The sequence below is a fragment of the Qipengyuania sp. Mu-71 genome (assembly GCF_036867055.1).
Taxonomy (GTDB): Bacteria; Pseudomonadota; Alphaproteobacteria; order Sphingomonadales; family Sphingomonadaceae; genus Qipengyuania; species Qipengyuania profunda.
This window is the reverse complement of the sequence record NZ_JBAJHR010000001.1, coordinates 1,521,647-1,542,100: the sequence shown is the minus strand read 5'-3', so window position 1 is coordinate 1,542,100 and position 20,454 is coordinate 1,521,647. Positions and strand designations below refer to the sequence as shown.

The following is a 20,454-nucleotide window of genomic DNA, read 5'->3' as shown; positions in this document are numbered from 1 at the left end:
GCATGTCCGCCAATATCGCCGAAATGGAACGCCGCCGCGATGCCGCCAAGATGGGCGGCGGGCAGAAGCGGATTGACGCGCAGCACGCCAAGGGCAAGCTGACCGCGCGCGAACGGCTCGACATTCTGCTCGACGAAGGCAGCTTCGAGGAACTCGACACCTATGTCGAACATGACTGCGTCGATTTCGGCATGCAGGACCAGAAGATCCCCGGCGACGGCGTGGTCACCGGGTCGGGCACGATCAACGGCCGGCTGGTCTATGTCTTCAGCCAGGATTTCACCGTCTTCGGCGGCTCGCTGTCGAAACGCCACGCGGAGAAGATCTGCAAGGTGATGGACACCGCGATGAAGGTCGGTGCGCCGGTGATCGGCCTCAACGACAGCGGCGGCGCGCGCATCCAGGAAGGCGTTGCCAGCCTCGGCGGCTATGCCGAGGTGTTCCAGCGCAACGTGCTCGCCAGCGGCGTGGTGCCGCAGATCAGCCTGATCATGGGGCCGTGCGCGGGCGGGGCGGTCTACAGCCCGGCGATGACCGACTTCATCTTCATGGTTGAAGACAGTAGCTACATGTTCGTCACCGGCCCCGACGTGGTGAAGACGGTGACCAATGAAGTCGTCACGCAGGAGGAACTAGGCGGCGCGAAGACGCATACGACCAAGACCAGCGTGGCGGACAACAGCTTCGAGAACGATATCGAGACGCTGCTCGCGACGCGCGATTTCTTCGATTACCTGCCGCTGTCCAACCGCGAGGACGTCCCCGAGCGCCCCACGAGCGACGCCTGGGACCGCGAGGAGCCGAGCCTCGACACGCTGATCCCCGACAATGCCAACCAGCCTTACGACATGCATGAAGTCATCCGTAAGACGCTGGACGAAGGCGATTTCTTCGAAGTGCAGCCGGGCCATGCCGCAAACATCATCTGCGGCTTCGGCCGGGTCGAGGGGCGCACGGTGGGCGTGGTCGCGAACCAGCCGATGGTGCTCGCGGGCGTGCTCGACATCAACAGTTCGAAGAAGGCCGCGCGCTTCGTGCGCTTCTGCGATGCCTTCGAAATCCCGATCCTGACCTTCGTCGACGTGCCCGGCTTCCTTCCCGGCACCAGCCAGGAACACAACGGCATCATCAAGCACGGCGCGAAGCTATTGTTCGCCTATGCCGAGGCGACCGTGCCCAAGATCACCGTGATCACGCGCAAGGCCTATGGCGGCGCCTATGACGTGATGGCTTCCAAGCATTTGCGCGGCGACTTCAACTACGCCTGGCCGACCGCCGAGATCGCGGTGATGGGCGCCAAGGGCGCGGTGGAGATTATCTTCCGCCAGGACCGCGACAATCCCGACAAGATCGCCGAGAAGACGAAGGAATACGAAGACCGCTTCGCCAATCCCTTCGTGGCGGCAAGCCGCGGCTATATCGACGAGGTGATCTACCCGCACTCGACCCGCAAGCGGATCGCCCTGGGGCTCAGGAAGCTGCGGACGAAGCAGCTCGAGAACCCGTGGAAGAAGCATGATAATATTCCGTTGTAGTTGTCCATGATCAAACCAGTTCTCAAGAACCCCCTAACATATCTTGGCTTCGGCCTTGGTATGGCCGCAGGGATTGTAGCAGCGGGGCCAGTGTCCTTTGGACCTGAGGATGGCGCTCGTTTTCTTGGTGCGATGGTCGGGTCATTAATCACTGTCTCTGGGGCAATCGCACTATTCTTCCTGAAAGAAGAGTACGACTCTCGAAAACGCGTTGAGATGGTTGAGACGACGCTGAAGGACTTGTTGGCGATGTGCAAAGTGGGAAAGCGTAAAGCCACTACACCACAACCCAATGGTCGTTCGTCTGTTAAACCTGTTGTAGCCCAATTTCGCCGCGCTCGAGCACTGACTGCCAAGTTTGAATTTGATGACGTCAGGATTTCAGAGGCCCATTTCTGGTTGAACGCCCTGTCCGATAACTGTGATGTCGACGCAGTTTTCGATGGCGATGAGGGTTATTCGGAAGAAGAGCGGAAGAAATTATGCGAGTTATTCCAGACTGCTGCAGAATCCGCCCTCGAGAAATTGAACTGCAAGAAGAGTGCCTAAGAAAAGTCGCTTCTGCGATATATGAGACTAAAGGAGAAGAAATGAAACTCGGCCGTCTCAACCATATCGGCGTTGCCACGCCCTCGATTGCGGAATCGCTGCGCTATTATCGCGATGTCATGGGCGCGAGAATCACGCATGAACCCTTCGACCTGGAGGAGCAGGGCGTGACGGTCTGCTTCGTCGATACGCCGGGCGAGAACGGGACCAATGGCACGCAGATCGAGCTGATCGAGCCGTTTGGCGAGGAGTCCACGCTGACCGGTTTCCTCGCCAAGAACCCCGCCGGGGGGCAGCACCATGTCTGCTACGAGGTCGAGGACATCGAGGACGCGCGTAAGTGGTTCGAGGATATGGGTAAGCGTATCCTCGGTCCCACGCGGATTGGTGCGCACGGCACGCCGATCTTCTTCCTCCACCCCAAGGACATGATGGGCCAGCTGACCGAGATCATGGAAACGCCAAAGGACGATGCGCACTGGTCGAACTGAGGGGTGTGGAGGTTGGAATGGCGTGCCACCAGCCTCTTCCGTCACCCCCGCGGAGGCGGGGGTCCAGTTGACCTGGCGAGACTGAACGACCGTTATCTGGATCCCCGCCTTCGCGGGGATGACGGGTGAGGGGATGGCGCGACACCGCAAGCGATCCCAGCTTTCGCTGGGATGACGAGGGAGAGAAAATGCTATTCTACGACAGTCCCAACCCGGCGCCCAATCCGCGCCGCGTGCGTATCTTCGCCGCCGAGAAGGGCATCGAGCTGCCGAGCAAGGAAGTGTCGATCCCCAAGCGCGAGCAGAAGGCGGAGGACTTCGTCGCGAAGAACCCGCGTGGGCAGACGCCGATCCTCGAGCTCGATGACGGAACGGTGATCGCCGAAAGCGTCGCGATCATGCGCTATCTCGAGGCCGAGCATCCCGAGCCGCCGCTGTTCGGCACCACCGCGCGCGAAATTGCGGAAATCGAGATGTGGTGCCGCCGGGTCGAGATGATCCTCATGCCGCCGGTCGGTGCGGTTTGGGTCCACACGCATCCCTTCACCGCCGCGCTGCCGGGGCGCAATGCGGAATGGGGCGAGGCCAACCGGCCGCGCGTGGCCGAGGCGATGCGCTTCTTCGACGAATCGCTGAAAGCGCGCGACTACCTCGCCGGCGACGCTTTCTCCGCGGCGGATATCCTGCTGCTGACCACACTCGATTTCGCCAAGTTCGTCGGGCTCGAAATGCCCGGTGAATGCGCGGCGCTGGCGGCATGGCACGAGCGGGTATCGGCACGGCCCAGCGCGGCCGCCTGAATTCCGGCCCGCTACGCAAGGCTCTTGCACGCGGGCGCCATCGCAGCCAAGGTCGGTAGCGAAAAGAAACCTTTGGGAGAGACGCGTGAGCTACGAAACCATCATCGTCGAGAAAGACGGCCCGCTGACCACCATCACGCTCAACCGGCCCGACCGGCTGAACGCGATGCCGCCGCAGATGGCGGATGAAATCGGCGCGGCTTTCTACGATCTGGACGACAGCCGCGCTGTGCTGATCACCGGCGCGGGCAAGGGTTTCTGCTCGGGCGCCGATCTCGCCGCGCGGGGCGAGGGCAGCGCGCTGCAGAACAAGGGCGGCAGCCACCGTGCGCTGCAGAACCACTACAATCCGGCGATCAACCAGGTGCTGCGCGCACCTGTCCCCGTGATATGCGCGGTCAACGGCCCCGCCGCGGGCGTGGGCTGCAGCCTCGCGCTGGCGGGCGACTTCGTGTTCGCGGGCAAGAGCGCCTATTTCCTCCAGGCCTTTGTTAATATCGGCCTTGTCCCCGATGGTGGATCGACCTGGCTGCTCAGCCGCGCGATCGGACGCGCCCGCGCCACACGGATGATGATGCTGGGCGAGAAGATCGGCGCGAACCAGGCCGAGGACTGGGGCCTGATCTACAAGGCCTGCGATGACGACGCGCTGATCGGCGAAGCCCGGGCGCTAGCGCACAAGCTCGCCAATGGTCCGACGCTGGCCTACGCCACGATGAAGAAGAACATCGCCACCGCGCTGGACGGCACCATCACCGAGGTGCTGCTGGCGGAAGCCGAGGGCCAGCGTCTGGCGGGCGCGAGCAAGGACGCGATGGAAGGCGGCATGGCCTTCCTCCAGAAGCGCAAGCCGGACTTCAAGGGCGAGTAGCGCCATCCCGACCATCGTCATTCCCGCGAAGGCGGGAATCCATCTACCTTGGCTATCGATAGCAAGGTTATCTGGACCCCCGCCTTCGCGGGGGTGACGTGGAAGGTTGGCCTCAGATACGAGAGCCCGCTCTTTTCCTGTGCATACGATTGTGGTTTAGGACCGTGCATGACCGACAAGCCGACTTATGACGACTGGAAGCCCCTCGCCGACAAGGAAGTGAAGGGGCGCGATCTCACGTGGCACACGCCCGAGGGGATCGCGGTAAAGCCGCTGTATACGTCGCAGGACACCGCCGCGCTGGTCGATCCCGGTGTGCCGGGGATCGCGCCGTTTACGCGCGGGCCCTATGCCTCGATGTACACCGGGCGCCCGTGGACCATCCGCCAATATGCGGGCTTCTCCACGGCAGAGGAATCGAACGCCTTCTACCGCCGCAACCTCGCGGCGGGGCAGAAGGGCCTGTCGGTCGCATTCGATCTCGCCACGCACCGCGGCTATGACAGCGATCACAGCCGCGTGGTCGGCGATGTCGGCAAGGCGGGCGTCGCGATCGATACCGTGCGCGACATGGAAATCCTGTTCGACCAGATCCCGCTCGACACGATGAGCGTCTCGATGACGATGAACGGCGCGGTCATCCCCGTACTGGCGTTCTACATCGTCGCGGCGGAGCGGCAGGGCGTGAGTCAGGACAAGCTCGCCGGGACCATCCAGAACGACATCCTCAAGGAGTTCATGGTCCGCAACACCTATATCTACCCGCCCGAACCGAGCATGCGGATCGTTTCGGACATCATCGCATATACTTCGGCCAACATGCCGAAATTCAACAGCATTTCGATTTCGGGCTATCACATGCACGAAGCCGGGGCGACGGCGGTGCAGGAACTGGCCTTCACCATCGCCGACGGCAAGGAATACGCCAAGCGCGCGATGGAAGCGGGGCTCGATATCGATGCCTTCGCGCCGCGCCTGTCCTTCTTCTGGGGCATCGGCATGAACTTCTTCATGGAGATCGCCAAGATGCGCGCCGCGCGCGCGCTGTGGCACGATGTCATGGAAGGGCTGGGGGCGCAGAACCCCAAGTCGAAGATGCTGCGCACGCATTGCCAGACCAGCGGCGTCAGCCTGCAGGAGCAGGACCCCTACAACAACGTCATCCGCACCACTGTGGAAGCAATGGCGGCGGTGCTGGGCGGAACGCAGTCGCTGCACACCAACGCGCTGGACGAGGCGATCGCGCTGCCAACCGATTTCAGCGCCCGCATCGCGCGCAACACGCAGCTGGTGATCCAGGAGGAGACCGGCATCACCAATGTCGCCGATCCACTGGGCGGCAGCTATTACATCGAAAGCCTCACCGCCGCGCTGGTCGAACAGGCCAAGGCCATGCTCGACGAGGTCGAGGCGGCCGGCGGGATGACCGAATATGTCGCCAGCGGAAAGCCCAAGGCGGCGATCGAAAGCGCCGCCGCGGCCAAGCAGGCGAGCGTCGATCGCGGCGAGACGGTGATCGTCGGCGTCAACAAGTACCGCCGCGAGACCGAGGACGAGATCGACACGCTCGATATCGACAATCACGCGGTGCGCCAGAGCCAGATCGCCCGGCTGCAGGAAGTCCGCGCCAAACGCGATGAATTCGCCTGCAAGGCCGCGCTGGACACGCTGGCACGCGGGGCGGCGCAGCGCGAAGGCAATCTGCTCGCATTGGCGGTCGAGGCCGCACGCCACGATGCGACGCTGGGCGAGATCAGCCAGGCGATGGAAGACGCCTATGGCCGCTACGACACGATCCCCAAGCCGGTCCGCGGGGTGTATGCCGCCGCCTATGCCGAAGACGACCGCTACCAGCAGGTCGTCGAAGGCGTGCAGGCGGTCGAACGCCGGCTCGGGCGCGCGCCCCGGCTGATGGTCGCCAAGATGGGCCAGGACGGGCACGACCGCGGCGCCAATGTCATTGCCAGCGCGTTCACCGACATGGGCTTCGAAGTCCTCTCTGGCCCGCTGTTCCAGACGCCCGGTGAAGCCTGCGCCATGGCGCTTGAACACGATGTCGACGCGATCGGCGCCAGCAGCCTTGCCGCGGGACACAAGACGCTGATCCCCGAGCTTATCGGGCACCTGCGCGATGCCGACCGGGCCGATATCAAGGTGATAGCGGGCGGGGTGATCCCGCAGAAGGATTACGACTTCCTCCGCGATGCCGGGGTGCAGGGCATCTACGGCCCGGGCAGCAATGTCGTCGAATGCGCCGCCGACGTGCTGCGGTTGCTTGGCCACAACATGCCGCCAGCGGGCGAGGATCTGGACGAGGCGGCACAGTAGTGAGCGCATCTTCGTCCCCTGCCTTCCTGCCGCTTGCCGCCATGATGTTCGCGGCCGGGCTGGGCATTCCGGTTTTCGCGGCGCTTAACGCGGGGCTCGGCCAACAGCTTGGCGGGCCCGTGGCGGCGACAGCGGTGACCTTCGCGATCGGCTTCGTCATCGCCACTGCGATGCTGGTATTCACCGGGTTTCCCGCCGCCAGCACCTTCACATTCGAACGGCCCTGGTTGTGGATCGGGGCCATTGTGATGCTGTTCTACGCCACTTCGGTGGCCTATTCCGCGCCGCGTATCGGGCTGGGCAATGCGATCTTCTTCGTGCTGCTGGGCCAGATCGTCGCCGCGGCGATTATCGACCATTTCGGCCTGCTTGGCTCCATCCAGAGCGCGATCACCCCCAAGCGCGCGCTCGGGCTGGCGGTCATGGCATTCGGCCTTTACCTTGCCAGGAAACCTGTATGACCCACATCCGCACAGACTGGACTCGCGACGAGATCGCGGCGCTGTTCGACCTTCCCTTTACCGAACTGCTGTTCCAGGCCGCGAGCGTCCACCGCGAGTTTCACCCGCCAAGCCAAGTCCAGCTGTGCACCCTGCTCAGCATCAAGACCGGCGGATGCCCGGAAGATTGCGGCTATTGTTCGCAGTCGGTGAAGGCCGACAGCGGGGTCGAGGCGACCAAGCTGATGGATGTGCGCGCAGTGCTGCAATCCGCAGCACAAGCAAAGGACGCGGGTTCGCAGCGCTTCTGCATGGGCGCCGCCTGGCGCAATCCCAAGGATCGCGACATGCCCGCGATCGTCGAGATCGTGAAAGGCGTGCGCGCGATGGGGCTGGAGACTTGCATGACGCTGGGCATGCTGACGCCGAAACAGGCGGACATGCTCAAGGAAGCGGGCCTCGATTACTACAACCACAATGTCGACACCGGCCCTGAATATTACGAGCGGGTGATCTCCAGCCGCAAGTATGAGGACAGGCTCGACACGCTGCAGAACGTCCGCGATGCGGGTATCAACGTGTGCAGCGGCGGGATCGTCGGCATGGGCGAAACGCGCAGCGACCGCGTGGGCTTCGTCCACACGCTCGCCACGCTGGAACGCCATCCCGAAAGCGTGCCGGTCAACGCGCTGGTCCCGGTCAAGGGTACGGTGCTGGGCGATATGCTGGCCGACACGCCGCTCGCCAAGATCGACGATATCGAATTCGTCCGTACCGTCGCGGTCGCGCGCATCACCATGCCGATGAGCATGGTGCGCCTGTCCGCCGGACGCGAGAGCATGAGCGAGGCCACGCAGGCGCTGTGCTTCATGGCGGGCGCGAATTCGATCTTCACCGGCGACAAGCTGCTCACCGCGCCCAATGCGGGCGACGACACCGACGCCGCATTGTTCGCCAAGCTGGGCCTGACGGCGCTGCAGCAGGAAGAACCGATGCGCGCCTGCAAGGTGGCCGAGCCGGCCGAATGATCATCCTGTCGTCCCTGTTGCTGACTGCGCAGGCCGCTGCCGGCATGCCCGACTGCGCCGACCCGCAAGTGCAAAGCGAGATGAACATCTGCGCACATCGGGAATGGGAGCAGGCCGATGCCGAACTGAACTCGCTGTGGCCGCAAGTGCGCGGGGTCATGCAGCGCGAGGACGGTTATGCGGTCGAGGATGACCAGCCGGGCTACTGGGAAAGCCTGCTGGAGGCCCAGCGCGCCTGGATCGCGTACCGCGACGCGCATTGCCGGCTGTCGAGCTACGATGCGCGCGGGGGAACGATGCAACCGCTCCTCCACAGCACCTGCATGACCGCTCTGACCGAGCGGCGAACCGAAGAACTGCGCGAATTGACGCGCAATCAGATGTCCGGCGAAGCGAAGCCCGGAACGGAGAACTGACACCGATGTTCACGAAAATCCTCATCGCCAATCGTGGCGAAATCGCCTGCCGCGTCATCAAGACGGCCAAGCGCATGGGTATCGCGACCGTGGCGGTCTATTCCGATGCCGATGCCCGCGCACCCTTCGTTCGCATGGCGGACGAGGCGGTGCATATCGGCCCCGCAACCGCTTCGGAAAGCTACTTGGTGGCGGACAAGATCATTGCCGCGGCCAAGCAGACCGGGGCCGAAGCGGTGCATCCGGGCTATGGCTTCCTGTCCGAACGCGCGAGCTTCGTCGAAGCGCTGGAAGCGGAAGGCATCGCTTTCATCGGTCCGCCGGTGAACGCGATCGCCGCGATGGGCGACAAGATCGAATCCAAGCGCATCGCCAAGGACGCCGGGGTCAACACGGTTCCCGGATCGCCCGATGCGATCGAGAACACCGAAGACGCGCTCAAATGGGCCAACGACATCGGCTATCCGGTGATGATGAAGGCCAGCGCGGGTGGCGGCGGCAAGGGCATGCGCCTCGCCTGGAACGACAAGGATGTCGAGGAGGGCTTCGAAGCGACGCAGCGCGAAGGGCTCAACTCCTTCGGCGACGACCGCGTCTTCATCGAGAAGTTCATCGAAGATCCGCGCCACATCGAGATCCAGATCCTCGGCGACAAGCACGGCAACATCATCTACCTCAACGAGCGCGAATGCTCGATCCAGCGCCGCCACCAGAAGGTGGTTGAAGAAGCCCCGTCGCCCTTCGTCACCCCCAAGATGCGCAAGGCGATGGGCGAGCAATGCGTCGCGCTGTCGCAGGCGGTCGGTTATCACAGCGCGGGCACGGTCGAACTGATCGTGAGCGGCGCCGACGCAACCGGCGAGAGCTTCTATTTCCTCGAAATGAACACCCGTTTGCAGGTCGAGCATCCGGTGACCGAGGCGATCACCGGTGTCGACCTGGTCGAGCAGATGATCCGTGTCGCGGCAGGCGAGAAGCTGGCGATGACGCAGGACGATGTCAAAATCGACGGTTGGGCGATCGAGAACCGCGTCTATGCCGAAGATCCCTATCGCGGCTTCCTGCCGTCCACCGGGCGCCTGGTAAGGTACCAGCCGCCGGTCGAACCATGGGCCGATGATGGCGCTGCCAATGGCCGCCGCGGCGTCGACGGCGTTCGCGTCGATGACGGCGTATTCGAAGGCGGCGAAGTGTCGATGTTCTACGACCCGATGATTGCCAAGCTGGTCACCTGGGGCGAGACGCGCGACGAGGCCGCCGATCTGCAGATCGCGGCGCTCGATGCCTTCCGGATCGAGGGGCTGGGGCACAATGTCGATTTCCTCAGCGCGATCATGCAGCACCCGCGCTTCCGCTCGGGCGAACTGACCACCGGCTTCATCGCCGAGGAATATCCCGATGGGTTCACCGGCGCGCCCGCGTCCGACCAGCTGACGAGGGTTCTGGCCGCTGTGGGCGGGGTGGTTGCCACCGCCGATGCCGACCGTGCGCGGCGTATCGCGGGCCAGCTGTCCGACGACCTCTATGCTCCGGGCGACTGGACCGTGCGGATCGGCGAACGCGAGGAAGGCTCGACGTCGCATGAGGTGCGGCTCGAAGAGAACGCGCTCACCGTCGACGGCGAATCGGTCACTATCGAGATGCAGTACACCCCGGGTGAACCGATGGTCGATGTCGCGCTGTATGAAACCGGCGCCGATGAGGATGCGGACCCGGTCGAGGCTTATACGCTCCAGCTCAAATCCACGCGCACCGGCTATGCGGTGACCACGCGCGGCGCGACGCATCACTTGCGTATCCTGCAGACGCGGATCGCCGATCTGGCCGCGCATATGATCGAGAAGACACCGCCCGATCTGTCCAAGATGCTGATCTGCCCGATGCCCGGCCTGCTGGTAAAACTGCATGTGGGCGAGGGCGAGGAAGTCCATCCCGGCCAGCCACTCGCCACGGTCGAGGCGATGAAGATGGAAAACATCCTGCGCGCCGAAAAGCAGGCCACGGTCGGCAAGATCAACGCTGCGGAGGGCGACAGCCTTGCAGTAGACGAGGTGATTCTCGAGCTCGAATAGGCAGGCGGGACTGGCGCATTCTCACATCAACGCGCAATTTTCGGCGCCTGATAGAGTATCGTTGTTGCGAATTTGGCCGAATTCACCGGCTTTGTTGGTAAACGCGCTGGTAAGGCTGACCGCTGCGGGGAATCCTGTGCGTTCTGAGTCGGCTCATGCTTTCATGCGGGAGGTAGCGACATGGCACGCAAGGGTACCGGGTTCTTCGACGCGAGGGGCCACTTCTTCAAATCGCCCGAGGAGGCGACGGTGAGCGATCTCGCCAGCATCCTTGGCAAGATCGGTGACGGCGAAAGCCTGGCCCCGGGCATCGCCTGCACGCTGCTAGACCGCCGCGGCGAGATCGAGCGGCTGTTTGCCGAACACGATGCGATGATGGCGGATTACCAGCCGGTCGGCGTGGGCAAGATCACCCGGCTGGCCCCGCGTCTCAGCTAGCGCAGACAGGCTGAGCCTGCCGCCTCCGGCTAAGCTCAATGTGCCTGCAATTCCTCGTCGAGGAAGGCGGCCACATCGGCCAGTTCGACATCGCGCGCCAGATGCGCTTCGCCGATTGCACGCAGCAGGATGAAAGGCAGCGTGCCTGCATCCATCTTCTTGTCGTGCAGCATGTGATCGGCCAGTCGGCGTCCGTTGCACTCGAGACCCAGCGCCGAGATTTCCGCAGGTAGCCCCGCAGCGTCGACCGCGCGGGTAACGCGCCGGGCATCGTCCAGCGAAAGCGCGCCGCGCCGCGCTGAATAGCGCGCCGCCAGCACCATGCCGAGCGCCACGCCTTCGCCATGCAGCAAGCGGTCCGAAAAGCCGGTTTCCGCCTCCAGCGCGTGGCCGAATGTGTGGCCGAGGTTAAGCAGTGCGCGCGCGCCGCTGGATTCGCGCTCGTCTTCGGCCACGATCCGGGCCTTGGCCGTCACGCTGGTGGCAACCGCCTGTTCGAGCGGTTGCGGTTGCAGCGCGACCACTGCATCGCCGTGCCCCTCGAGCCATTCGAAGAAGGGCCGGTCGCCCAGTACTCCGTATTTGAGCACTTCGGCATAGCCTGCGCGCAATTCGCGTACAGGGAGCGTGCCGAGCGTATCGAGATCGGCCAGCACCAGCGCGGGCTGGTGGAACGCACCGATAAGGTTCTTGCCCGCACTCGTGTTGATCGCGGTCTTCCCGCCGACCGAACTGTCGACTTGCGCCAGCAGCGTGGTCGGCAATTGCACAAAGCCGCAGCCGCGCTTGAGGATGGCGCAGGCGAACCCGGTCAGATCACCGACGACCCCGCCGCCCAGTGCAAACACATGGTCGCCGCGTTCGACACCCTGGGCGAGCAGCCAGTCCGTCAGCCGGGCGAGGCTAGCCCAGCTTTTCGAGCCTTCACCCGGCGCAACATCGTACCAGCGCGGTTCGATCCCGGCTGCGCCGAGTGACCCGGCGATTGTCTCGCCCCAATGCGCGCGCGCATTCTCATCGGCTACGATGCAGACGTGGTGTTTGCGCAGGAAAGGACGCGCCTGTCCTGCGACATCGGCCAACAGGCCGGTCCCGACGCGGACCTCATACTCGCGCCCGGCCAGGTCGACGGGGATCACAGCCATGCGTCGATCGCCTCCAGTATGCGTTGCGCGGTTTCGGTATGCGGCGCGTCATCGGTAACCACGTGAACCTGTGCTTCCGCGTAGGCGGCACCGCGTCGGTCCTTGAGCGCGGTAAGTATCTCGCGCGGGTCGCCCGAGCGCAGCAGCGGGCGATTGTCGCGGCGTGCGGTCCGCTCGACCAGCGTGTCGATATCGCAATCGAGCCATACGGCAATCGCCCGCTCGAGAATTGCGGCGCGGGTCTCGGGATCGACGAACGCGCCGCCTCCCGTAGCGATTACCCCATGCGCCTCGTCCATCAACCGCGCGATCACGCGGCGCTCACCGTCGCGGAAATAGCTCTCGCCATGGGAATCGAAAATCTCGCTCACCGTCCGGTCGGCAGCGCGTTCGATTTCTTCATCGACATCGACGAAGTTCCTGTCGAGCATTGCCGCCAGTCTTCGGCCGACAGTGGATTTGCCCACGCCCATCAGTCCCACCAGCACCACGGGACGGTCGATCCGCCGCGCGATGCCGCCGATCTCGGCGGGGGTGAGGGTCGTTGCATGGGTCATTGCCGCCGTGCCTAGAACTGGGCTAGGGCGCGGGCAAGGTATCAGCACTTGAAACGGGACGTGAAAATCTTGGCGATGAGCGGCAGAAGGATCGGAGGCCTCTTGGCGGTGCTGTTCGTTTTATTGCTCGTCGCGGCGCTGGTTGATGGCGGGGAAGAGCCGCTGCACCCGATTGAACAGGCAGTCGAATTGCCGGAGGCAGCGCGATGAAATCGGCATGGCTTGTCGGCGGCGCGGCGCTCGCGCTCAGTTCCGCGATGGTGCTGGCGCAGGAAGCGCCCGTGGACCTGCTGCCCCCCGGCTTCGACAGTCCGACCCCTTCGCCGACACCTACCCCGCGCGCCGCGCGCACGCCTGCGCCGACCGCGCCCGTCCAGTCCGGATCGCTGCCGCCGACCGAGACCCAGGCGGGCGAGATCGTCCAGCCGCTGCCGGTGCAGTCCGCGGCGCCGCGCGCCGATCTCGATCTGTCCAACCTGCCTACGCTCGAAGAGCTGGAGGCGATGTCGACCGACGATCTCGACGAATTGCTTGGGCTGAAGCCGAAGTTCGATATCCCGCCTGCGGCCCGGCGGTCGATGGACCGGGTCGGTGTGATGGATGCAAGCGAGGGCGGCCTGCCCGCAGGCTCACTGGCGCGCCAGCCCGCGGCGCTGGTCCGCGCGGTGCTCGCGGGCATGCAGCAGCCGATGGTTTCCCGCTGGGGCCATATCCTGCTGCGCCGCGCGCTGGCCAGCAGGCTGGCGGCGCCCGAAGGCATGGACCCGGTCGAATTCGCGGCCCTTCGCGCGCAAGTGCTCAACACGATGGGCGAACACAGTGTCGCCCGCGCATTGGTGCAGGATGTCGACACCGCGAATTACTCGCCCGCGCTGACCGATGCCGCGGTTGCCGCCTATATCGGCACCGCCGACATAGTCGGTGCCTGCCCGGCCGTGCGCCTGGTTGAAACCGGGCGCGACGATCAGGAATGGCAGATGCTGGCGGGGATCTGCAACGCCTACGCCGGCGAGGCGACCCGCGCGCAGAACGATCTGCGCCGCCTGCTCACCCGCACCGAAGACGACCGGATCGACGTATTGCTCGCGCAGCGACTTGCCGGCTCGGCCGGGCGGGGGCGCCGTGCGGTGACGATCGAATGGGACGGCACGGGCGCGATCACCCCGTGGCGCTTTGCCCTCGCCAATGCGCTGGGCGAACCGATCCCCGAAGGGTTGCTGGACGATGCTGCCCCCGAACTGGTGCGCACCGCGGCGCTGACCCCCGCACTCGCGCCGGTCCAGCGCGCACGCGGTGCGGAGATCGCGGGGGCGAGCGGCATCCTGTCGGCCTCGGCGATGGTGGATCTCTACAGCCAGCTCTATGCCGAAGAAGGCGCCGAGGGCGATGCCGCGCTGACCGCTTCGCGCCTGCGCGAAGCCTATGTTGGGACCGACCCGATGCGGCGGCTGGCGGCAATCCGCGATATCTGGTCGGGCGGCGGCGATTATTCGTACGGTCGCATGGTCCTGACCGCCTACGCGGCGGCGCGCCTGCCGATCGATGCCGAACTGGGCGACGACACGGGCGCCCTGATTGCGTCGATGCTGACCGCGGGCCTGGATGGCGATGCCATGCGCTGGGCGGGCACGGTGGATGCGGGCAGCGAGGCATGGGCCTTGCTGGCACTGGCCGATCCCCGCCGCACGGTGGGCGTCACCGACGGTGAATTAGACAGTTTCGTCGACGATGACGGGTCCGCAGGGCAGCGCCGTTCGCGCTTGCTGCTTGCCGGGCTGGCCGGGCTCGAGCGGATCGGTAGCGGCGAGATCGCCGAGTATAGCGGGCGGCTGGGCCTGGATTTTTCCGCGCAGACCCGCTGGACGCGGATGATCGATCGCGCGGCCGAGGTCGACAATCCCGCGCTGGTTGCAATGCTCGCCGGACTCGGCATGCAAGGATCGAGCTGGGACCGCATGACCGCCCGCCACCTTTATCACATCGTTTCGGCACTGCGCCGCGTGGGTCTCGAGGCCGAAGCCCGGATGATCGCCGCGGAGGCGGTCGCGCGCGCCTGACGTGAGCGCGATCGCCGATTTCCTCGCCATGCTCGCGGCAGAGCGGGGAGCGGCGAGAAACACGATCCTTGCCTATGGGAGAGACCTCGAACAGGCAGACGAACTGGTCGGGGGGGGCCTCGAGCAGGCCAGTCCGGCGCAATTGGCGCGGCTGGGGCAGGGCTGGTCGTCGCTCGCCCCGTCGACACTGGCGCGCAAGATCTCGGCGCTGCGGCAATTCTTCGGCTTCGTGATCGACGAAGGTCTGCGCGACGACGATCCCACGCATGCGCTGCCACGCCCGGCAACCCGCCGCCCGCTACCGCGAATCCTCTCCCATGCCGAAGTGGAGGCGCTGTTCGCCGCCGCCGAGGAGGCGGCGACTGCCGAATCGCCTGCCGCCGTGCGCATGCTCACCTTTCTCGAATTGCTCTACGGATCGGGTTTGCGCGCCACCGAACTGGTCGCGCTGCCGTTATCCGCGGTCCCGCGCGATGCGCCCTTCCTGACGGTGATTGGCAAGGGCGGGCAAGCGCGCATGGTCCCCGTCAGCCAGCGCGCAAATGCCGCGCTGCAGCGGTGGCTGCCGTTGCGCGATAGCGATTCCCCTTGGCTGTTTCCCTCGCGCACCGGCCATCTTTCGCGTGTACGGCTGTTCCAGCTGCTCCGCGAACTGGCAGTGCGCGCCGATCTGCCACCCGAAAAGCTCAGCCCGCATGTCCTGCGCCATGCCTTCGCCACGCATCTGCTGGAGGGCGGGGCGGATTTGCGCGCCTTGCAGACATTGCTCGGCCATGCGGATATCTCGACCACCCAGATATACACCCATGTCGATGCCGCACGGTTGGTGAAACTGGTCAACGAGCGGCACCCGCTTGCGCAGCAGCGCGCTTCGGACTAGCGCCACCGCATGATTTCCTATCTCGAATTCGAGAAGCCGGTCGCCGAGCTTGAACAGCGCATTGCCGAGCTGCGCAATGCAGCCGAGGGCGACGACGTCGACATCTCTACCGAGCTGCAGCGGCTCGAGACGAAGAGCGCTGCGCTGCTTGCCAGCACTTATGAGGCGCTCACCCCGTGGCAGAAGACGCAGGTGGCCCGGCATCCCTCGCGCCCGCATTTCCGCGACTATATCGAACATGCGTTCGACGAGTTCGTCCCGCTTGGCGGCGATCGCTGTTATGGCGATGACGAGGCGATCCTCGGCGGATTTGCCAAGCTCGACGGCCGCAAGGCCGTGGTGATCGGGCACGAGAAGGGCAACGATACCGCCAGCCGCATCCGGCACAATTTCGGCATGGGCAAGCCAGAGGGCTATCGCAAGGCGATCCGCCTGATGGAACTGGCGGGGCGGTTCGGCCTGCCGGTGGTCACGCTGGTCGACACCTCGGGCGCTTTCCCCGGGGTCGAAGCCGAAGAGCGCGGCCAGGCGGAAGCGATCGCGCGTTCGACCGAGGCCTGCCTCGCACTGCCTGTCCCGATGGTTGCAGCCATCGTGGGCGAGGGCGGATCGGGCGGCGCGGTGGCGCTGGCCAGCGCCGAGCGTGTGCTGATGATGGAGCACGCCGTTTATTCGGTCATTTCGCCCGAGGGCTGTGCGTCGATTCTGTGGCGGACCGCGGAAAAGGCGCCCGATGCGGCGGAGGCGATGAAGGTCACCGCGCAGGATCTCGCCAGCCTCGGCGTGATCGATCGTATCGTGCCCGAACCGGTCGGCGGCGCCCATCGCGATCCGCGATTGGCGGTAAGCACGCTGGGAACCGCGATCGCCGAAGAGCTCGACAAGCTTGGCCGTTATGCGCCGCACGAACTCAAACGCTTGCGGGAAGAACGTTTCCTGACGCTGGCGGGCTGACCCCCAACCGGCAAGGCGGGAACAAACTTCCCCCCGTTCAGGTTTTCCCTTTTGTATGAAACACCGCCGCGCGGGTCGCTTCAAGTCGGCCCGCGCGCGTTTGCCAATCGGGGAGACCTTTTATGTCGCGCATCAGATTTACCGCCGCCACCTCCGTCACCGCTTTGTCGCTGGCGCTGGCCGGCTGCATGGGCGGGGGCGACATTCCGAGCGCATCCACCCCGATTACGCAAAGCGAAGCACAGATGGGCGCCGAAGCGCATCCGCAGCTGCTCGCCGAATTCGGCGGCGCGATGAGCGGCAGCCATGCGCAATATGTCGAGCAGGTGGGCAAGAACATTGCGGTTCAGTCCGGGCTTGGCAATGCGCGCGAATCGTTCACGGTTTCGCTGCTCAACAGCCCGGTGAACAACGCTTTCGCGATCCCCGGTGGCTATATCTACACGACGCGCCAGCTGGTCGCGCTGATGAACAATGAAGCCGAACTGGCCGGCGTGCTCGGGCACGAGGTCGGCCATGTCGCCGCGCGCCATTCGCAGCGCCGCCAGGCCGCCTCGCAGCGCAATACGCTGCTTGGCGCAGCAGGTGCCATCCTGTCGGGCATCCTGCTCGGCAATAGCGGGCTTGGGCAGCAGATCGGCCAGGCCGCATTGCAGGGTTCGCAATTGCTGACGCTGAAATTCTCGCGTTCGCAGGAACTCGAAGCCGACGAACTCGGTATCCGCTATCTCAACCAGGCGGGCTATGATCCGCGCGCGATGGCAACCGTCCTGCAGAGCCTGGCGATGCAGAACGCGCTCGATGCGCGGGTCCAGGGCCGCGACAATGCCAGCATTCCCGAATGGGCATCGACCCACCCCGATCCGGCCAGCCGCGTGCAGAGCGCCATGACGACCGCGCAAGCCGCGGGCGTCGGTGGCGGCATCACCAATCGCGATACCTTCCTCACCCGGATCGACGGGCTGACTTATGGCGACGACCCGGCGCAGGGCGTGGTCGAAGGCCGTCAGTTCATCCATCCCGAACTGCGGCTCGCCTTCACCGCACCGCAGGGCTTCTACATGGTCAATGGCACGCGCGCCGTGTCGATCAACGGCCAGAGCGGGCAGGCACAGTTCACGCTCGCACCGTACAGCAACAATCTCGACAGCTACGTCACCAGCGTCTTCGCCGGGGTGAGCGAGCAGCAGCAGATCCGCCCGCAATCGATCCAGAAGACGACCGTCAACGGATTGCCGGCCGCTTACGGAACCGCGCGGGTAAACTCGGGCAATGGACAGGTCGATGTGACGGTGTTCGCGTATGAATTTTCGAACAGTGTCGCCTATCACTTCCTCGCCATCACGCCGGCGGGCCAGGCATCGACGTTCAACCAGATGTTCAGTTCGATGCGGCGGATCGACGCGCAGACCGCGGCCAATATCATCCCGCGCGTGATCGATGTGGTCACGGTGCGGAGCGGCGATACGGTCAATTCGCTGGCGAGCCGGATGGCCTATAGCGACAATCAGGTAGAACGTTTCCGCGTGCTCAACGGGCTGACCTCGAACCAAGGGGTCAGCGCGGGGCAGAAGGTGAAGATCGTCGTCCGCGGGCGCTAATTCGTCACGCCGACGCCGGACAAAAGAAAAGGGCGGCGGGTTGAACCCGCCGCCCTCTCTTTATCGATCGCGTCGAACTTAGTTTTCGGCGCTCAGCGTGGTCGAGACCTTGTTGAAGGTCGTGCTGAGTTCGTCACCCAGGCTCTGCATTGCGGTGATCGCAGCAACGGCGATCAGGGCAGCAATAAGGCCGTATTCGATAGCGGTTGCGCCTTCTTCATTGCGGCGCAGCTTACGGAAAAACTTCATGTGTCGTCTCCTGGTTCAGTCTTCGTACCCGGTCCGTCCCGAAAATCCGGTTCGAACATTTTCGGTTTTGCATCGAAGTGGTTGAAAAAATCCTAACACTCCGAGCATCCCAATTTCCCCGTCAGCCACTCGTGACCGCGACAACCGCGGCTTCAATGCTCGTCCACATGGCCGTAGCCGTAGTGCCGAAGGCCTGAATCCCGCCAATCATGGCAAGAAAGATCAGTGCGAGGATCAGCCCGTATTCGACGGCTGTGGCTCCGCGTGTGTCGCGTCCCAGTTTGCGCAGGAATTCGACCATGTTCGTTGCCCCATTCGTCACTTGCCTAAGCTGACAATCGGTGAGTACGGCTGATCGGGTTAAGAAAGGGTTGAGGGCGGCGAAGGTTTTGGAAAATATTCCGACATGGACCTGTGTGGTGGCCCTGGCGCTCAGCGACGGAAAGGGCCGCTGGCTGATGCACCGGCGCCCCGCGCACAAGCACCATGGCGGGTTGTGGGAATTCCCCGGCGGCAAGGTGGAAATCGAGGAAAAACCGCGGGATGCGCTGGTCCGGGAGATCGATGAAGAGCTCGGATTGGCGCTTGCGCCCGAGCAGGTTGCGCCGGTCGCCTTCGCCGAAGAAACGCTTGCCAAAGCGCGTCCGCCGATTGTCATAATGCTTTACAGGTCGGTGTGGGACGGCAGTCCGGTGGAGGCCCGCGAAGGGGGCGAAATTGCATGGTTTGCGCCGCGCGAGATCGAGTCGCTCGACAAACCGCCGCTCGATATCGAGCTCATGCGGCACTTGTTTGCAAAACCTTGAATTAGGGATTGCCAAGCTGGGGGCACCTGCCTATGTGCCGCCCTCCAAGCGCGCCCGTAGCTCAGCTGGATAGAGCACCAGACTACGAATCTGGGGGCCGGAGGTTCGAATCCTTCCGGGCGCGCCACAAGAGGCCATCTCTCGCAAGAGGGGTGGCCTCTTGTGGTTCTGGCTTAGAGAAGTTCGCTTTTGAGAGCTGAGGACGGCCAGACCCAGCTACCGCGGCGGCCGGTTCTTCCGGGTGCGGCGCTAGTCCGCCTGGTCTTCGAGCCAATGCATATCGTCGTCGCTGAAGCCGAAGTGGTGGCCCGCTTCATGGACCACCACGTGGCGAACGAGGTCATCCATGCGCACGCCGGTCTCGCGCCATTCGGCAAACAGCGGTTCGCGGAACAGCCAGATTCGCGGCGGCAGGCGCCCGCTTTCCCAGATCGACCGCTCGGGCAGGGGCTCACCCTCATAGAGGCCGGATAGGTGCCAGCGTTCCTCCATGCCGACCGAAGCTAGCTGCTCGGGGGTGGCAAAGTCTTCCACCTGCAGGACGATATCGCCCAGCTGCTCGCGGAACTGGGCGGGCAGGGCGGCGAGTGCGGCTTGCGCCATCATCTGCATCTGCGGTTTCGACGGGGCCTGGCGGTCGTGCATGGCCATGGAGATGGGACCGCTCGCTGCCCGGCACAAGACTGGAACCGCGCCGCCGGTAGCCGGTTCATTGGTGAAAGGAGATCATTTTCCATGACCGACGCCTCAGAAATCTTCGCGCGCCTCAAGCAGGATCACGACCAGCATCGCGAGCTGCTCGACAAATTGCTCGAGACGAGCGGCGACAGCAGCGAACGCGTGACGCTGTTCGAAGAGCTCACCAAGGAGCTCAAGTCGCACGCCGCGGCTGAGGAACAAGCGCTTTATTCGACCATGCTGCGCAAACCGCCGACCACTGGCGAGACACGCCACTCGGTCGCCGAGCACCACGAGATCGAGGAAGCGCTCAACGATCTTGCCGCTACCGATATGTCGGAAGGTGGCTGGCTGACGAAGTTCAAGAATTTCGACCACCAGTACCGTCATCACATCAACGAGGAAGAGGAAGACCATTTCCCCGACTTCGAGCAATATCTCGACGATGACGACATGAAGCACATGGAAAAGGTGTTCGAGCGCCGCAAGCGCGAGGAAATGGCCGAGGCCGAGATCACGCCCGAGAAAAAGGAAGACGCCAAGGAATAGCGCTGGCAGG

Annotated in this window: 23 protein-coding genes and 1 tRNA gene; 19 read left to right on the top strand and 5 right to left on the bottom strand. The window is 64.3% G+C overall.

Annotated features, from left to right (window positions below; translation table 11 throughout):
* Nucleotides 1–2 precede the first annotated feature (2 nt).
* From V6B15_RS07560 to V6B15_RS07510, 11 genes are all read left to right on the top strand, one after another.
* Nucleotides 3–1,535, top strand: coding sequence for an acyl-CoA carboxylase subunit beta (locus V6B15_RS07560; protein ID WP_334200662.1), 1,533 nt, complete (start codon nt 3–5; stop codon nt 1,533–1,535).
* A gap of 6 nt (nt 1,536–1,541) precedes the next feature.
* A complete protein-coding gene (locus tag V6B15_RS07555; protein ID WP_334200661.1) occupies nt 1,542–2,084 on the top strand; it encodes a hypothetical protein in 543 nt (180 codons plus the stop codon).
* A gap of 41 nt (nt 2,085–2,125) precedes the next feature.
* Complete coding sequence (gene mce / locus V6B15_RS07550; RefSeq protein ID WP_334200660.1) at nt 2,126–2,575, top strand: methylmalonyl-CoA epimerase; 450 nt, start codon at nt 2,126–2,128, stop codon at nt 2,573–2,575.
* Between the two features lie 188 nt (nt 2,576–2,763).
* Nucleotides 2,764–3,375, top strand: a complete 612-nt coding sequence (locus V6B15_RS07545; protein ID WP_334200659.1) for a glutathione S-transferase family protein — start codon at nt 2,764–2,766, stop codon at nt 3,373–3,375.
* A gap of 85 nt (nt 3,376–3,460) precedes the next feature.
* Nucleotides 3,461–4,246, top strand: coding sequence for an enoyl-CoA hydratase-related protein (locus V6B15_RS07540; protein ID WP_334200658.1), 786 nt, complete (start codon nt 3,461–3,463; stop codon nt 4,244–4,246).
* A 168-nt stretch (nt 4,247–4,414) separates the two neighbouring features.
* The gene (scpA, locus tag V6B15_RS07535) at nt 4,415–6,574 is read left to right on the top strand and encodes a methylmalonyl-CoA mutase (protein ID WP_334200657.1); all 2,160 of its coding nucleotides are present in this window, start codon (nt 4,415–4,417) and stop codon (nt 6,572–6,574) included.
* Entirely contained in the window at nt 6,574–7,035 is a 462-nt protein-coding gene (locus tag V6B15_RS07530) for a DMT family transporter (protein WP_334200656.1), read from the top strand. Before scpA ends, V6B15_RS07530 begins: the two co-directional genes overlap by 1 nt.
* Nucleotides 7,032–8,042 (top strand): biotin synthase BioB, encoded by a 1,011-nt coding sequence (gene bioB / locus V6B15_RS07525; protein ID WP_334200655.1) that lies wholly within the window; start codon nt 7,032–7,034, stop codon nt 8,040–8,042. Before V6B15_RS07530 ends, bioB begins: the two co-directional genes overlap by 4 nt.
* Nucleotides 8,039–8,458, top strand: a complete 420-nt coding sequence (locus V6B15_RS07520; RefSeq protein ID WP_334200654.1) for a lysozyme inhibitor LprI family protein — start codon at nt 8,039–8,041, stop codon at nt 8,456–8,458. The genes bioB and V6B15_RS07520 overlap by 4 nt, the downstream gene beginning before the upstream one ends.
* 5 nt (nt 8,459–8,463) lie before the next feature.
* Nucleotides 8,464–10,530 carry an acetyl/propionyl/methylcrotonyl-CoA carboxylase subunit alpha gene (locus V6B15_RS07515; RefSeq protein ID WP_334200653.1) on the top strand — a complete coding sequence of 689 codons (2,067 nt, stop codon included), beginning with the start codon at nt 8,464–8,466 and terminating at the stop codon, nt 10,528–10,530.
* A gap of 180 nt (nt 10,531–10,710) precedes the next feature.
* Nucleotides 10,711–10,968 (top strand): hypothetical protein, encoded by a 258-nt coding sequence (locus V6B15_RS07510; protein ID WP_253516528.1) that lies wholly within the window; start codon nt 10,711–10,713, stop codon nt 10,966–10,968.
* 35 nt (nt 10,969–11,003) lie between these two features.
* Here V6B15_RS07510 and aroB read toward each other — a convergent pair whose 3' ends face one another.
* Nucleotides 11,004–12,113, bottom strand: coding sequence for a 3-dehydroquinate synthase (gene aroB / locus V6B15_RS07505; RefSeq protein WP_334200652.1), 1,110 nt, complete (start codon nt 12,111–12,113; stop codon nt 11,004–11,006).
* Nucleotides 12,104–12,670, bottom strand: coding sequence for a shikimate kinase (locus tag V6B15_RS07500; RefSeq protein ID WP_334200651.1), 567 nt, complete (start codon nt 12,668–12,670; stop codon nt 12,104–12,106). The genes aroB and V6B15_RS07500 overlap by 10 nt, the downstream gene beginning before the upstream one ends.
* Before the next feature lie 48 nt (nt 12,671–12,718).
* On the opposite strand from V6B15_RS07500, the gene V6B15_RS07495 reads away from it, so the two are divergent.
* From V6B15_RS07495 to V6B15_RS07475, 5 genes are all read left to right on the top strand, one after another.
* Complete coding sequence (locus V6B15_RS07495; RefSeq protein ID WP_334200650.1) at nt 12,719–12,880, top strand: hypothetical protein; 162 nt, start codon at nt 12,719–12,721, stop codon at nt 12,878–12,880.
* Nucleotides 12,877–14,727, top strand: a complete 1,851-nt coding sequence (locus V6B15_RS07490; RefSeq protein WP_334200649.1) for a hypothetical protein — start codon at nt 12,877–12,879, stop codon at nt 14,725–14,727. Before V6B15_RS07495 ends, V6B15_RS07490 begins: the two co-directional genes overlap by 4 nt.
* A gap of 1 nt (nt 14,728) precedes the next feature.
* On the top strand, nt 14,729–15,607 hold the full coding sequence (locus V6B15_RS07485; protein WP_334200648.1) for a tyrosine recombinase: 879 nt from the start codon (nt 14,729–14,731) through the stop codon (nt 15,605–15,607).
* A gap of 9 nt (nt 15,608–15,616) precedes the next feature.
* Nucleotides 15,617–16,561, top strand: coding sequence for an acetyl-CoA carboxylase carboxyltransferase subunit alpha (locus tag V6B15_RS07480; protein WP_334200647.1), 945 nt, complete (start codon nt 15,617–15,619; stop codon nt 16,559–16,561).
* Nucleotides 16,562–16,683: 122 nt separating this feature from the next.
* Nucleotides 16,684–18,162, top strand: a complete 1,479-nt coding sequence (locus tag V6B15_RS07475; RefSeq protein ID WP_334200646.1) for a M48 family metalloprotease — start codon at nt 16,684–16,686, stop codon at nt 18,160–18,162.
* Between the two features lie 78 nt (nt 18,163–18,240).
* Here the strand turns inward: V6B15_RS07475 and V6B15_RS07470 are convergent, their stop codons facing one another.
* Nucleotides 18,241–18,411: a Flp family type IVb pilin gene (locus V6B15_RS07470; protein ID WP_253516502.1), complete on the bottom strand. Its 171-nt coding sequence runs from the start codon at nt 18,409–18,411 to the stop codon at nt 18,241–18,243.
* A gap of 121 nt (nt 18,412–18,532) precedes the next feature.
* Entirely contained in the window at nt 18,533–18,712 is a 180-nt protein-coding gene (locus V6B15_RS07465) for a Flp family type IVb pilin (protein ID WP_334200645.1), read from the bottom strand.
* A gap of 40 nt (nt 18,713–18,752) precedes the next feature.
* Here V6B15_RS07465 and V6B15_RS07460 point away from each other — a divergent pair, with 40 nt between their 5' ends.
* The gene (locus V6B15_RS07460) at nt 18,753–19,217 is read left to right on the top strand and encodes an NUDIX domain-containing protein (RefSeq protein ID WP_334200644.1); all 465 of its coding nucleotides are present in this window, start codon (nt 18,753–18,755) and stop codon (nt 19,215–19,217) included.
* A 50-nt stretch (nt 19,218–19,267) separates the two neighbouring features.
* Nucleotides 19,268–19,344 (top strand) — tRNA-Arg (locus V6B15_RS07455).
* A gap of 122 nt (nt 19,345–19,466) precedes the next feature.
* Here V6B15_RS07455 and V6B15_RS07450 read toward each other — a convergent pair.
* The gene (locus V6B15_RS07450) at nt 19,467–19,862 is read right to left on the bottom strand and encodes a metallopeptidase family protein (RefSeq protein ID WP_334200643.1); all 396 of its coding nucleotides are present in this window, start codon (nt 19,860–19,862) and stop codon (nt 19,467–19,469) included.
* 90 nt (nt 19,863–19,952) lie between these two features.
* On the opposite strand from V6B15_RS07450, the gene V6B15_RS07445 reads away from it, so the two are divergent.
* The gene (locus V6B15_RS07445; RefSeq protein ID WP_334200642.1) at nt 19,953–20,444 is read left to right on the top strand and encodes a hemerythrin domain-containing protein; all 492 of its coding nucleotides are present in this window, start codon (nt 19,953–19,955) and stop codon (nt 20,442–20,444) included.
* The last annotated feature ends 10 nt before the right edge of the window (nt 20,445–20,454 follow it).

What these genes read in the sequence shown, in the direction of transcription:
- mce (WP_334200660.1), top strand. Translation starts at nt 2,126, where the DNA reads ATGAAACTCGGCCGTCTCAACCATATCGGCGTTGCCACGCCCTCGATT.
- V6B15_RS07450 (WP_334200643.1), bottom strand. Translation starts at nt 19,862, where the DNA reads ATGCACGACCGCCAGGCCCCGTCGAAACCGCAGATGCAGATGATGGCG.
- scpA (WP_334200657.1), top strand. Translation starts at nt 4,415, where the DNA reads ATGACCGACAAGCCGACTTATGACGACTGGAAGCCCCTCGCCGACAAG.
- V6B15_RS07500 (WP_334200651.1), bottom strand. Translation starts at nt 12,670, where the DNA reads ATGACCCATGCAACGACCCTCACCCCCGCCGAGATCGGCGGCATCGCG.
- V6B15_RS07555 (WP_334200661.1), top strand. Translation starts at nt 1,542, where the DNA reads ATGATCAAACCAGTTCTCAAGAACCCCCTAACATATCTTGGCTTCGGC.
- V6B15_RS07545 (WP_334200659.1), top strand. Translation starts at nt 2,764, where the DNA reads ATGCTATTCTACGACAGTCCCAACCCGGCGCCCAATCCGCGCCGCGTG.
- V6B15_RS07470 (WP_253516502.1), bottom strand. Translation starts at nt 18,411, where the DNA reads ATGAAGTTTTTCCGTAAGCTGCGCCGCAATGAAGAAGGCGCAACCGCT.
- V6B15_RS07445 (WP_334200642.1), top strand. Translation starts at nt 19,953, where the DNA reads ATGACCGACGCCTCAGAAATCTTCGCGCGCCTCAAGCAGGATCACGAC.
- bioB (WP_334200655.1), top strand. Translation starts at nt 7,032, where the DNA reads ATGACCCACATCCGCACAGACTGGACTCGCGACGAGATCGCGGCGCTG.
- V6B15_RS07480 (WP_334200647.1), top strand. Translation starts at nt 15,617, where the DNA reads ATGATTTCCTATCTCGAATTCGAGAAGCCGGTCGCCGAGCTTGAACAG.
- V6B15_RS07510 (WP_253516528.1), top strand. Translation starts at nt 10,711, where the DNA reads ATGGCACGCAAGGGTACCGGGTTCTTCGACGCGAGGGGCCACTTCTTC.
- V6B15_RS07520 (WP_334200654.1), top strand. Translation starts at nt 8,039, where the DNA reads ATGATCATCCTGTCGTCCCTGTTGCTGACTGCGCAGGCCGCTGCCGGC.
- V6B15_RS07475 (WP_334200646.1), top strand. Translation starts at nt 16,684, where the DNA reads ATGTCGCGCATCAGATTTACCGCCGCCACCTCCGTCACCGCTTTGTCG.
- aroB (WP_334200652.1), bottom strand. Translation starts at nt 12,113, where the DNA reads ATGGCTGTGATCCCCGTCGACCTGGCCGGGCGCGAGTATGAGGTCCGC.
- V6B15_RS07515 (WP_334200653.1), top strand. Translation starts at nt 8,464, where the DNA reads ATGTTCACGAAAATCCTCATCGCCAATCGTGGCGAAATCGCCTGCCGC.
- V6B15_RS07490 (WP_334200649.1), top strand. Translation starts at nt 12,877, where the DNA reads ATGAAATCGGCATGGCTTGTCGGCGGCGCGGCGCTCGCGCTCAGTTCC.
- V6B15_RS07560 (WP_334200662.1), top strand. Translation starts at nt 3, where the DNA reads ATGTCCGCCAATATCGCCGAAATGGAACGCCGCCGCGATGCCGCCAAG.
- V6B15_RS07465 (WP_334200645.1), bottom strand. Translation starts at nt 18,712, where the DNA reads ATGGTCGAATTCCTGCGCAAACTGGGACGCGACACACGCGGAGCCACA.